This is a genomic window from Rhizobium sp. Leaf371, from assembly GCF_001424045.1.
Taxonomy (GTDB): Bacteria; Pseudomonadota; Alphaproteobacteria; order Rhizobiales; family Rhizobiaceae; genus Ferranicluibacter.
In genome coordinates, this window is sequence record NZ_LMQB01000001.1 from 191005 (window position 1) to 203730 (window position 12726).

Annotated in this window: 9 protein-coding genes; 3 read left to right on the plus strand and 6 right to left on the minus strand. The window is 64.6% G+C overall.

Annotation, left to right across the window (positions count from 1 at the left end):
* Position 1 precedes the first annotated feature (1 nt).
* From ASG39_RS00790 to ASG39_RS00800, 3 genes are all read right to left on the minus strand, one after another.
* Positions 2-1924, minus strand: a complete 1923-nt coding sequence (locus ASG39_RS00790; RefSeq protein ID WP_062591904.1) for an ABC transporter substrate-binding protein — start codon at positions 1922-1924, stop codon at positions 2-4.
* Entirely contained in the window at positions 1921-3855 is a 1935-nt protein-coding gene (locus ASG39_RS00795; protein WP_062593268.1) for an ABC transporter ATP-binding protein, read from the minus strand. Before ASG39_RS00795 ends, ASG39_RS00790 begins: the two co-directional genes overlap by 4 nt.
* A 208-nt stretch (positions 3856-4063) precedes the next feature.
* A complete protein-coding gene (locus ASG39_RS00800) occupies positions 4064-5404 on the minus strand; it encodes an adenylate/guanylate cyclase domain-containing protein (protein WP_062591906.1) in 1341 nt (446 codons plus the stop codon).
* Positions 5405-5692: 288 nt separating this feature from the next.
* Between ASG39_RS00800 and ASG39_RS00805 the strand changes: the two genes are divergently transcribed.
* Positions 5693-7024: a nucleotide sugar dehydrogenase gene (locus tag ASG39_RS00805; protein ID WP_062591908.1), complete on the plus strand. Its 1332-nt coding sequence runs from the start codon at positions 5693-5695 to the stop codon at positions 7022-7024.
* Between the two features lie 32 nt (positions 7025-7056).
* Here ASG39_RS00805 and ASG39_RS00810 read toward each other — a convergent pair whose 3' ends face one another.
* Positions 7057-8223 (minus strand): DUF3095 domain-containing protein, encoded by a 1167-nt coding sequence (locus ASG39_RS00810; protein WP_062591910.1) that lies wholly within the window; start codon positions 8221-8223, stop codon positions 7057-7059.
* A 167-nt stretch (positions 8224-8390) separates the two neighbouring features.
* Here ASG39_RS00810 and ASG39_RS00815 point away from each other — a divergent pair, with 167 nt between their 5' ends.
* A complete protein-coding gene (locus ASG39_RS00815; protein WP_062591912.1) occupies positions 8391-8873 on the plus strand; it encodes a class I SAM-dependent methyltransferase in 483 nt (160 codons plus the stop codon).
* On the opposite strand, the gene ASG39_RS00820 is transcribed toward ASG39_RS00815, so the two are convergent.
* The gene (locus ASG39_RS00820) at positions 8870-9757 is read right to left on the minus strand and encodes an FkbM family methyltransferase (protein WP_156467968.1); all 888 of its coding nucleotides are present in this window, start codon (positions 9755-9757) and stop codon (positions 8870-8872) included. The genes ASG39_RS00815 and ASG39_RS00820 overlap by 4 nt on opposite strands.
* Positions 9758-10004: 247 nt before the next feature.
* Here ASG39_RS00820 and ASG39_RS00825 point away from each other — a divergent pair, with 247 nt between their 5' ends.
* Entirely contained in the window at positions 10005-10403 is a 399-nt protein-coding gene (locus tag ASG39_RS00825) for a response regulator (protein ID WP_062591914.1), read from the plus strand.
* A gap of 54 nt (positions 10404-10457) precedes the next feature.
* Here the strand turns inward: ASG39_RS00825 and ASG39_RS00830 are convergent, their stop codons facing one another.
* A complete protein-coding gene (locus ASG39_RS00830) occupies positions 10458-12395 on the minus strand; it encodes a PAS domain-containing protein (RefSeq protein ID WP_162242395.1) in 1938 nt (645 codons plus the stop codon).
* Between the last annotated feature and the right edge of the window lie 331 nt (positions 12396-12726).

A 12726-nucleotide genomic window follows, 5' to 3' on the forward strand; every position in this document is an offset into this window, starting at 1 on the left:
ATCAGCTCACCTTGTCGCCGAGCCAGAACGTATCCGGCATGTAGATTCCAAAGTAGCAGGTCGGATCGAAGCCGTAGAGGCCGTGTTCCGGAACGTTCTGCATGCGCGCCGTGTGCAGGATCGGCTGGAGCGTCGCATTGACCATGCCGATGGAATAGACTTGGTCGGTATAGATCGACAGCATCTCGTGCCAGATGCGCGTGCGCCCGGCCGTGTCCGCCGAGCGGCGCCACTCTTTCAAGAGGTCCACCAGCTTCTGCGCCTCGGGCAGCTCCGGCGCATGACCGAACTGCCCGAGGGACAGGTAATGCATGCCCCAGACCGGCCACTGCAGCTGGTCGTCGGCGCTGGGGGCGAGCTGGCCCGGGCTCATATCCGCCGTCGGCACGCCATTGGGAAGGCCGAGCCACATGGACATCATGATCTCGCCGCCCATGGTGCGGTTGCGGAAGACTTCGCGCTGCGACGTTTTGATAAAGAGGGGGATGCCGATCTTCGCCCAGTGATCGGTGATGAGTTCGAGCACGTCGGTTTCCAGCGTGCTCTCGCCGGCGGTTTCCACCACGATCTGCGCGACGCGGCCATCCGGCAGCAGGCGCATGCCGTCTTCGTCGCGGTTGGTCAGTCCCGCCGCGTCCAGCAGGAGGTTGGCCTGCGCGGTGTCGTGCTGCGACCAGGCGGCGGCATATTCCGGCTTGAAGAGCGGGCTTTCCGGCAGCACGGTATCGGCGCTTTCCTTGCCGAGACCGTAGAAGGCGACCATGTTGATCTCGCGCCGATCGATCGCCAGCGACAGCGCCCGGCGAACCCGGACATCGCGCAGCAGGCCCTGCCAGACGGGGTCGCCGTAATTGAGGTTGGGCAGCAGCGCCACGCGCGAGCCCTGCACGCGCTTCCACAACTTGACCTTCACCGGATAGCGCTTCTCGCTGTCCTTGATGAAGGCATAGTCCACGAAGTCGATGTTCTGCGCCTGCAGATCCGCTTCGCCGCCGCCGGTCTTTGCCGCGATGATGCCGGGCGACGACACGTTGAGGACGACGCGGTCGATATAGGGAAGCTGAACCCCGTTCTCGTCGACACGGTGGAAGTAGGGATTGCGATCGAAGAGGAACTGCTCGGCCGGCGATGCGGTCGTGTTCATCCAGGGGTCGAGGGTCGGAAGCTCCGGATTGTCGGGCCGGCTCTGGCGGGACATCTTGATGTGCAGGTCAACCCACTTCTTGACCCGGTACTGCTTCATGAAGGCCTTGAGCTGGTCTTCGGTCTGATACTTCTTGTGGAACTGCTTCATGTAGGCAGCGGGCAGCAACAGCGTCAGCGGCAGAGCGGAGGCGAGATTGGGCAGGAAATCCGGGTTCGGGGCGTCCCAGCTGTAGCGCACGGTGCGCGCGTCGATGACCTCGAACCGCGGCGGCTTGCCGTCTGCCAGCAGCTCCTGCTGCACGCCGCCCTTGCGCAGGTCCGGGTCGAGGACCACGTCCTCCCAGGTATAGCGGAAGTCTTCGGAGGTCACCGGGCTGCCGTCCGACCAGCGATGGCCTTCGCGAATGCGGAAGGTGAAGACCTTTTCGCCCTCGACCTCGCAGGCCTCCAGGATATCCGGCTGGAAGGCGAGCTTCTCGTCGTAACCGACGAGCCGGGCATAGCCATTGATATACATCACGCGGATGTCTTTCTGGCTGCCGATAAGGATGCGGATGGCGCCGCTGTAGCTGCCGGGCGTCCGGCCGATGGCGCCAAGGTTGATGACGCGCGGCGTTTTCGGAAGCCGCTCGGCCATCGGCGGCAGCGACCCGGCCGCGATCTTTTCGAGCAGGATCTGCGGCTCCGTGCCCGCCGCCATGGCGTTTTTCGGCAGCATGAGCCGGGGCAGGGCGAGGGCGGAGGCGAGGAGGCCGAGCGTGGTGCGGCGCTTGATCACGGCTGAAGCTCCTTCACGTCGGCATTGCGGCTCGCCAGCACCCAGTGACCGTTGCCGAGATCGGCCGGCGCGAGGCCGGTATCGCTTTCGCCAGGGCGGAAGGCGGCGTTCCAGCGCGTCTTGTCGGAGGCGCCGCTCGCGCCGAGCGCGACGAAGTCCAGCGGCCGATCGAGATCCGGGAAGGGGACGGCGGCCAGAAGCGCCTTGGTATAGGGGTGGACCGGCGCGCGCATCAGCGTTTCGCGCGGCGCCAGTTCCACGATCCGGCCGGCGCACATCACGGCGATGCGGTCCGCCATGTAATCGACGACTGCGAGATTGTGGGAGATGAAGAGGTAGGTAAGGCCGAGTTCCGCCTGCAGGTCCTTGAGGAGGTTGAGGATCTGCGCCTGCACGGACACGTCGAGCGCGGAGACGGGCTCGTCGCAGATCAGCAGCTCCGGCCCGAGCGCGAGCGCGCGCGCAATGCCGATGCGCTGGCGCTGGCCGCCGGAAAAGCTGTGGGGATAGCGGTTCATGTGCCGCTCGCTGAGGCCGATGGCCTTCAAGAGCGCCTTGACCGTCTGCTGCCGGCTCTTCGGATCGCCGCGATGGTGAATTTCCAGCGGCTCGCTCAGAATGTTCTGCACCGTCATGCGCGGCGAGAGCGAGGATACCGGATCCTGGAAGATCATCTGCATGCGCGTGCGCAGCGTGTCGAGCGAGGAGCCCTGCGCCTTGAGAATGTCGATCGGGCCATCGGCGGCGTTCAGCATGATCGAGCCGGTATCGGGCGACAGCGCCCGCATCAGGATCTTGCTGAGCGTGGTCTTGCCGCATCCGCTTTCGCCGACGAGCCCGAGACATTCTCCGCGGCGAATGTCGAAACTGACATCGTCGACGGCGCGGTGTTCGTTCTTCTCGCCTTTCTTCCACCAGCCGGTCTTGCGGCTGGTAAAGGTCTTGCCGATGTGGCGAACGGAGAGGAGAACGTCCGCGGTCGGTGCCGGAAGCGTGTCCTCGACCCGCGGCAGCGGACGCTTCGGCGCGCTTTCGCCCTTGCGCCGGACAATCAGGCTCTCGACGTTGACGGGCACGTCGCGCAGCGCCTTCAGCCGCTCGCCGGGCTTCATGTCGAAATGCGGCACGGCGGCCATCAGCCCCTGGAGGTAGGGGTGGGACGGGTTGCGGAAGATATCCTCGACGGAGCCGGCTTCCATGATCTCGCCGTGATAGATCACGACGACCTCGTCGGCCATGTTGGCGACGACGCCGAGATCGTGGGTGATCAGCAGCACGGCCATGCCGAAGGTCGCCTGCAGGTCCTTGAGCAGTTGCAGGATCTGCGCCTGGATGGTGACGTCGAGCGCCGTCGTCGGCTCATCCGCGATCAGCAGCGACGGCCGGCAGATCAGCGCCATGGCGATCATCGCGCGCTGGCGCATGCCGCCGGAGAGTTCGAAGGGATACATGCCGAAGGCGCGCTTCGGATCGGGGAAGCCGACGAGCCGCAGCATCTCCTCGGTCTGCGTCCGCTGCCCGGCCTTGTCGACGTCCCGGTGGATGCGCAGGCTTTCGCTGATCTGGTCGCCGATGGTGTGCAGCGGCGAGAGCGACGTCATCGGCTCCTGAAAGATCATGCCGATGCGATTGCCGCGGAAGGCGCGCATATCCGCACCGTCGGGCGCAAGTGCCGCGAGATCGACCACGCCGCCCGGTGCGGTGTCATCCTTGAAGAGGATCTTGCCGCCGATTTCGGCCGACTTCGGCAGGATTCCCATGATGGCCTGGCTGATTACCGATTTGCCGGAGCCGGATTCGCCCACCAGCGCTGTGACCTTGCCTGGCAGCACGCGCAGGCTTGCTTTGCGCACCGCATCGATCCGACCGCCGAACATGGCGAAAGAAACGCTCAGGTCTTCGATCCGCAACAGGTCTCCGCCTGATGTCATGCCTGCCATTCCCCACTTATTCTCTCCATCCGGTGCGGATGGTGGCCGGTTTTTCGCCAAAACCTTGAAGGGAAGACTATCGCAGGCATTTCGGCCTGTCCATGACCGCTCTGCAAAGCGCAAGGTCACGCCTTCCCGGCGTCGGTTGCGGGTCTAGCGTCATGATGTATCGGTTTTTTGAAGGTCTGCTCCCGCGAGCAGACAATTGCTACTGCAGCAGTTTGTTCCAGATGTCGCGCTGGGGCATGTTGCGGTTGCGGTAGAGCAGCATGACCTGCTCCGCCTCGGAGCTGCTTTCCTGCGTGCGGTGGCGGATGGCTTCCGCCTGGTCGATCTTCAGGAGCTTTTCGCTCGGCACGAGAACCGTGAGTTTCTGGCGGACGCCGCGCAGTTTTTCCTCGCCGAGCGTTTCCCATTCGCCGCCGGCATAGGCGGTGAAGGCCTGGCTCGCGACGATATGGGTCGAGTGCTTTTTCGTCAGGCCCTGCAGGCGGGAGACCTCGTTCACGGCGGTGCCGAAGGCGGAGAACGTCAGGCGATCGCGTAGGCCGACATTGCCGAACATGACGTTGCCGATATGCAGGCCGATGCCGTAGCCGACCTCGCTCAGCCCGTTTTCCCGGCGCTCCCGGTTCATGTCGGCCATGCGGGCGGTTGCCTGTCGCACGGCCTCCATGGCGGCAAGGGCTGCGGCCTGGGATGGCTCGCGGTGGCGGCCGCAGGGATAGACCGCGAGGAAACCATCGCCGAGGAAGCTGAGGATTTCGCCGCCGCCGCGATTGAACGGGGTCGCGATGGCGTCGAAGAACTGGTTCAACGTGTCGATATAGGCCTGGCGGCCCTCGCGTTCGGCCAGCACGGTCGACTGGCGCATGTCCGCCATGACGAGCACGGCGCGGATGGTTTCGCCATCGCCGCGACGGATCTGGCCGGAGAGCACGCGCTTGCCGGCGTTTTCCCCCAGATAAGTCGTGAGCATATTGTCGGCGAGCTTGCCGAGCACCGCCATCTTGGCGGCAACGGCAAGACTGCTCTGCAGGCGCAGCATGGCCTCGATCAGCTGGTCGGAAAAGCCTTCCGGCGCATCCGTGGTCCAGGACCCGACCATGCCCTGGCCGTGACTCTCGCTGAACGACTGGACGAAGGCAAAATAATCGGTCGCGCCATCGCGCTTCAGCTCCTCGAAGATCGGGAACTCGATCGGCGTTTCCGGCGTGATGCGGCGGCGGAGATGGTCGAGGTCATGGGAAAAGAGGTAATAATAGGGGCTGCGCAGAAAGCGTTCCGCATCCGTCTCGCTCTGTCCGGCGCGAAAGCCCTCGACGGTGACGCCCTTGCCGCGCTGCCAGGTAAAGCCGAGCGCGTCGTAGAGCGGGTGGAGCATGGCAAAGCTCAGATGCACGCGGGAGAGCGGCACGCCGGCCGCCGCGAGCCGTTCGCAGAAGCCGGTGACCAGCGTTTCGAGCGAGCCGCCATTCAGCGCCGTCTGCTTGAGCCACAAAGACACGCGATCGAGCAGATGCGTGGAAACCTGCTGTGTCTGGGTCATGGCAATCTTCCCGCTGTCTGGTCCGAACGATCGCTGCCGGGCAATGTCCCCCGGCACCGCAAGCGCTGCATGGAAATATAATCACGGAGAATGGCAGAAACTAGAACGACCGGCGAGAAAAGTTGACGAAACCGGTCGGCTTGGATCTTGACCATCGGTGCCGAAGCTGTCGCAGCCGGCCCCGGCCTTGATGGCTCGCCTTCAGACCCGACCTTGACAGCGGCATCCCAAGTCCGCATCTGCCATGGCTCCGGCGTGCGCGGCACGTCCCAACCGGCAAGGCAACCGATGAGCATGTCCCCCCACGCGGTCCTCCTGTCGCGGATCGCCGATCGCACGGCGCATGCGGGCGTCATCGGTCTCGGCTATGTCGGCCTGCCGCTGGCGATCGCCATTGCCCGAAAGGGTTTCACCGTGACGGGTTTCGACATCGATCCCGGCAAGATCGTCGCCATCGAGGCGGGCCGGTCCTATATCGAGGCGGTCGGCGACGCGGTGCTTGCGGCGGAACGGGACGCCGGCCGGTTTTCCGCAACCGTCGATTTCGACGGTCTGGCGGCCTGCGACGTCATCGTCATCTGCGTGCCGACGCCGCTGACGCGGCACCGCGATCCTGACCTGACCTATATCGTCAAGACCTGTGAGGACATTGCCCGGCGGCTGCGGCCGGGGCAGCTCGTGGTGCTGGAATCCACCACCTATCCCGGAACGACGACGGATGTCGTGCGGCCGATTCTGGCGGCCACCGGGCTCGATATCGGGGGCGAGGTGTTCCTCGGCTTTTCGCCCGAGCGGGAAGATCCCGGCAATCGCGATTTCTCGACCACCAGCATTCCGAAGATCGTTGCCGGCGACGGCGATGCGGCGGCCGAGGTGATGGAAGCCTTCTATTCGGCCGTGGTGGAGCGTGTCGTGCCCGTGTCGACGACCGCGACGGCCGAGGCGGTGAAGCTGACGGAGAATATCTTCCGCGCCGTCAATATCGCACTCGTCAATGAGTTGAAGACCGTGTTCGAGGCCATGGGCATCGACGTCTGGGAGGTGATCGACGCGGCGAAGACCAAGCCTTTCGGCTATATGCCGTTCTATCCGGGGCCCGGCCTCGGCGGGCACTGCATCCCGATCGACCCGTTCTATCTCACCTGGAAATCCCGCGAATACGAAATGCCGACACGGTTCATCGAACTCGCGGGCGAGATCAATTCGGCCATGCCCAAGCACATCGTCGGTCGGCTCGCCGAGGCACTGGACGTCCATCTCGGCAAGGCGCTCAGCCGCTCGCGCGTTCTGGTGCTCGGCCTCGCCTACAAGAAGAACGTGCCGGACATCCGCGAAAGTCCGTCGCTCAAACTGATCGAGCTGATCGAGGAGCGCGGCGGTCGTGCCGCCTTCCATGATCCGCATGTGGACGAGATCCCGAAGACACGCGAATATCTCGCGCTGAAGGGCCGGCGCTCCGTGCCGCTGAGCGAACTTGCCGCTTTCGATGCCGTGCTGGTCGCCACGGATCACGACGATGTGGATTATGCGCTGGTCGCGCGGCAGGCGCTGCTCGTTATCGATACCCGCAACGTCTTTGCCCGCCGCGGCATTGCGGGTGGCCTGATCATCAAAGCCTGATTGTAAACGCCTGACCGTCAAGGCCTGGTCGCTCAGGCTGCGGGCGCTGCCTGCATCGGTGCCTTCAGGTGGCTTGCCGCCATGGCATAGCCGCCATTGGCGCCATCGATGAAGTGCATATGATCGCGGCTGAGCGCCGTGGGGACGATGCAGGTCATCAGCGCCTCGTCCTGGCGATGCAGCCCGAAGCGGCAGACGCCGTCCGCCGCGGCGCGCTCCAGCCGGGTCTCGATGCTCGCAAGCCGCCCGGAATCGATGTCGATCGTCATTTTCAGACCATCGTCGAACTTGCGAAAGTCCGAATTGCTGGCGACGTCCTGGCGGTAGATTTTTGGATCGAAGCGGCCGAGCGTCAGTCCGAGCCGCGCTAGGCCATAGGTCAGTGCCGCCTCGAGGAGAACGCGGCCGCGCTTGCGCAGGCGGCTCTGTGTTTCCACCGTTCGCACTTCGGTTTCCAACCCTTCGCGGGAGAGGCCGATCGTCGGCCCCTCGGCCGGCACCGGATGGCCCTCGCGCTCCTCGCCTGCGGCAAGCGCGACGATATCGGCGACCAGCCGGGCGAAGGGGCCTGCCTCCTTGCCGGGGCAGGGCACGGCGATGATCGAGACGATGGCCCCGTGACGGGAAGCGATGGGGTTCCAGCGACAGGACAGCCCGGTGAGATCGGGGCGGGCGCCCGCCGGCGCCGGTGCGACGAGATAGCGCCCGGCCTTCATTTCCGTTTCCGCCCAGGCGCCGCCGCCGCCGGCAAACATGGCATAGGACACGTCGGTGCTGACCTGGAACCGTGCGACCCGAACATCGAAGCCGGCGAGCCGGATGTCGGAGACGGGGATGAGGGCTGCCCGCAGGTCGAGATCGAGTTCCTCACGGGTGTAGAGTTGCACCGAAGCAAGGGCGGATGTGGCCGCCACCAGCGCCGAGGGCGGCAGCGCCACCAGCGCGCCATCGCCGCCGAAGACGAAGGGAAGGTCGAAATGGCCGACCGCATTCAGGACCGAGGAGATGACGCTGGCGCCGGCCATGTTCACGGCCTTGTAGCGTCCGGCCTCGATGGCGCCGGTGGAATCGACGATGTCGGCGCTGGCGATCCACCAGTCGATCGGCAGCGGGCGATAGTTCTGCGCGTCCGCCACGCCCTCGAACGCCGTGAAAACGGGCAGTGTGGAAAAGAAAAGGTCGCTCTGCACCTGGGCCATGGAGGCAAGGTAGCACAGCCGGAAGCTTGCGGAAGGGCCGGGCCGGATGACTTTTGCGTGGGCGGACCGGTTGTGCCGGGCCGTTCTCCGCGCGAAAGGGTCGGCCTGTTGCCTGCGGTGGGGTCGGGACCCTATAGAAGGCCTCCCGATCACCGGAAACTGCCTGCATGAGTCGTCTCGACAGCTTCATCGCCCGCCTGCTGGCGCAGCGCGCCATCCTCAATCATATCCGGGATGACATGGCGCTTCCGGGTACCGGCGCGGTGTTGGAAATCGGGCTTGGAAACGGTCGAACCTATGATCATATCCGCGAGATCTTTCCCGATCGCCGGATCATCGCCTTCGATCGCGCCGTCGGGTCACACCCCAGATCGACGCCGGACGAAGGCGACCTCGTGCTCGGTGAAATTTCGGAGACGCTGAAGACCATGGCCGGCATCGGCGCGGCGTTCGCCCATGCCGATATCGGCACGGCCTATCCCGAGGTGGATGCGGAGACAAAACGCTGGTTGCCGCCAGCGCTCGCCGATGCGCTCGCCTCCGGCGGGATCGTCGCCAGCGGCCTGCCGCTCGCGCATAACGATCTGGTCCCGCTGCCGGTGCCGGAGGGAATCGATCCGAAGCGCTATTATCTCTACCGGCGCCGCTAGGCGCTGTCGGGCAGCAGCAGCAGGTCGAACTGGTCCTGGTCGAGCGGAATGTCGGCGAGCGCCATCTCCGTCATCGCGTCTTCGGTGAAGACCATGCAGCGCGAATAGAACGTGCCGAGCCACTCTGCGAAGGCGCGTGCCTCGGCGTGGCCGTAGAAGACCGGCGAGAATTCGAGATAGAACGGCGTCCGGCGTTCCAGAAGCGGGATCATCGAGCGGGCGGCGACCGGCTCGTATCCTTCGATATCCATGAAGATCAGCGATACGCCGTCGGCCGCGATGTTCTCACCGGCAAGGATGTCCATGACCGGGCGCACGGGCACGCTGATCTGCCGGTCGCGCGGACTCTGCCGCGTGGTACTGCTCTTGCCGTGATTGTCTGGATGCTGAAAAAATTCGATCGTGCCCATTGTTTCGCCCGCAGCGCAGGCAATGGCGGTGATCCGATCCTCCAACCCGTTCTGGCGAATGTTCTGGGTGAGGAGCGCGTAGTTTCGCGGGTCCGCCTCGACCGTCACGATGCGCGGAATGTCGCTGCCAAGCGCGAAGTAGATTGTCTGCGTGCCGATATTGCCGCCGACTTCCAAAAGGGCTCCCGACAGGCTTATCCGACGCTCCCGCAGGACGGTGAGCAGGCGGACGACGTGGTCGCGCTCGAACTGGCCCTTCCGGTAGACCTTGCGGCCGATGTAGTCGTGCGGCGAGAAAGTCATGACGTGATCGCCGCAATCGGCGGTCATGGAGAGCACGCGCGGACTGATGCACTGGATCAGGAGTTCCCGACCGTAGCGCGTGGCAAAGGCCCGGCGCGCCCATCGGTTGCGCAGCTTGCGCAGCCGGCGTTTCCACCGCTTTAAAACCGGCATGTCATTGACGAGGGGCATGCGCCACCTTTCCCGGTCGATCGCGTTGCGCGGGTTACACCACAGGAGGTCTGCGAAAAAAAGGCCGTTGTGGCGTGTTTTTGCAGCACGTCCGATCTTGCTGCAGCCGATGCGTGATGCCGCGGGAACTTTTTTCGCGGTTCCGCATTAGGCACGCGTCATGGTCCTGTTCCCGGGGCGGTCGTGCCCTTGTTTTCGGTGCGATCTGAGGAACGGCCGTTTCGATGTCTGAGGTGGAAGTGTCGTCATGAGTTGCAATATCATGGTGGTCGAAGACGAGATTTTCGTTGCGACCGAGATCGAATATGTTGTCGAGGAACTCGGCTACCGTCCCGTCGGTATCGCTGCCGATACCGCATCGGCGATCAAGCTTGGGCCGCTTGCCGATATCGCGCTCGTCGATCTGAACCTGCGCGATGGCGCCACCGGCCGTGACATCGGCCGTCTTCTGGCCGAACGCCACGGCATGACCGTGCTTTTCATGACGGCCAATCCGTCGCAGGTCGGCGACGCTTTTCCGGGTGCCGTCGGCGTGCTGCCGAAGCCTGTGGCCGAGGAGGAGCTGAAGGCTGCCGTTCGCTACACCGTCGCGCTGCGTGAAGCGCGCGAGGCGACAGCGCCGCCCCGGCTTCGCGTGTTCGCCTGAGCCAAGGCCTGCCGTTTCAAGCAAGACCTGCAGTTTCAGGCAAGACCGGCCGTTTCAGGAGAGGCGCCCGAGATGCCCGCTGCGGCTCAGGGCTCTCAAGGGGATCGCTGCTTCGAGCCGCAGGCCATCCGGTTCCCAGATGCGTTCGAGCTGACCTTCGAGCTGGCCTTCCGTGCTGATCGTCATCAAGCGTGAGCCGAAACCGTTCCGCGCCGGGGCTGTTATCACAACGCCCGGGACCTTCTCATTCCACGTCAGGTGATAGGTCTGGCCGTCGATCCGCCCGGTGATCTCGACGCGGCCGTCGGCCGCGGACAGGGCGCCGTATTTCGCCGAATTCGTGCCGAGTTCGTGCAGCAGCAGCGCCAGGGGCGTGGCCGCGCTGTCGGCAATGACGGTGTCGTCGCCCGACAGCGTGATCGCGCCTGTTCCCGCTTCGCCCCAATAGGGTTCCAGCAGCCGTGTCAGCAGGTTGAACAGGGTCGTATCCGGCATGGTCGGGCGCGACATCTCGCTGTGCGGGCGCACGAAATCATGCGCGCGGCCCATGGCGTCGATGCGCTTGCGCAGCAGCTCGGCAAAGTTGCGGGCCTGCGGCTCGGAGCGGGCGGACAGGCTGATGATACCGCTCAGCACCGAGAAGATGTTCTTGATCCGGTGGCTCAGCTCATGCGCGACCACTTCACGTTCCGCCTGCGCCATCTTGGCATCGTGAATGTCGGTGCAGGTTCCGTACCAGCGGGTGATCCGGCCTTCGGCATCGCGCGTCGGAAGGGCGCGTCCCAGCACCCAGCGATAGGCGCCGCTGCGGTGACGGAGACGATATTCGATCTGGTAGGGCTCGCCGGTTTCCAGGCTGTGGCGCCAGAGCGCCCAGGCGCGGTCCTGGTCGTCGGCGTGGAAAAGGCCGCTCCAGCCTTCGCCGTCGGTCGATCCCGGCTGCACGCCGGTGAACTCGTACCAGCGGGCATTGTAATAGTTGTGAAAACCGTCCGGCTGCGTCGCCCATACCATTTGCGGCATCGTATCGGCCAGCGTGCGGAACCCGGCCTCCGACTGCGCATAGGCCTCGGCCACTTCCTTTTGCGCCGTGATATCGACGGCGATCCCGGGAAACCGGATGCAGACGCCGTTTTCGAGAAGCGGTTGCCCCTCGGCAACGACCCAGCGCACCGATCCGTCCGATTGCACCAGCCTGTATTCGATCGAGAATTTTTCCCCGCTCGCCATGACGGACTGCATGACCTCGCCCACACGCTCGGCATCGTCGGGATGGATGGAGGCGGTGAAGCCGGAAATCGGCACGCCCTCCGTCGCCGCGGCCTTGGGATCGACGTTATAGAGGGAGGCGAACTTGTCGTCGGAGTAGACACGGTCGGCGACGACATCCCAGTCCCAGATGCCGACCACGCCGGACGCCTGCAAAGCGAGCGACAGCTTTTCGCGGTTGCGCGATAGTGCCAGTTCCGCCTCAACCGTCTTCGTGGTTTCCACCACGACCGCCAGTGCGCCGATGATCTCGCCGTCATCGTCGAACACGGGACTATAGTCGAGGTCGAACCAGACGTGCTCGTCGGCGCCGTTTCGGTTCACCGTCATGTCCAGATCGGCATAGGAGAAGCAGGCGCCTCCCAGCACGCCATCGATGATGGTGCGGTTGAAGTCGGCGATCTCGGGCCAGGCGGTCAGCGCCGACACGCCGAAGCAGCCGGGATGGCGCCCTGCGGCAATCGTGGCATAGCCGGCATTGTAGATCATGATGCCGTCGCGGCCGAGAAGCAGCGTCATGGCGACCGGCGAGGACAGGACGACGCGGACGAGGCCGGTCAGCGAGGCCGGCCAGCGGTCGCGCGGACCGAGCGGCGTCCGGCTCCAGTCCCGGCTTTCCAGAAGGCCTGCGATCTCGCTTCGGGAAACCGCACCCGTCGTCCATCGGCTGGCCGAAACGGGCGACGTATCGACGGTGTTCCGGCTGGTCTCTGGGCTGGTCACTGACTTGATATCTGGCATGGACTCTGGTGGGGGAGAACTCTGCATGGCGCATCTCGGATCGGCTTCGGTCGCTCCACGCGCCTTGGGAAAGCATATAGGCAGGACCGGTCGAAAGTCATCTTCTTCCTGATGCTAACGCCGCGCCCTGCCGCCTCTGTCCGCGCATGGACATCGTCAACGACCCGGCTGTGCACTGGGCGCAGGGGTCTGGGCGCAACGGCGTCCGGGCCTGGCTTTGGATCAGGCATGAAGAAAGAATGAAGACGGGGGAACCATGCGATCAGACCGACGTTTCAGGTGCGAGGGTCCCCGGGAAAAGTAGGAATTTCGG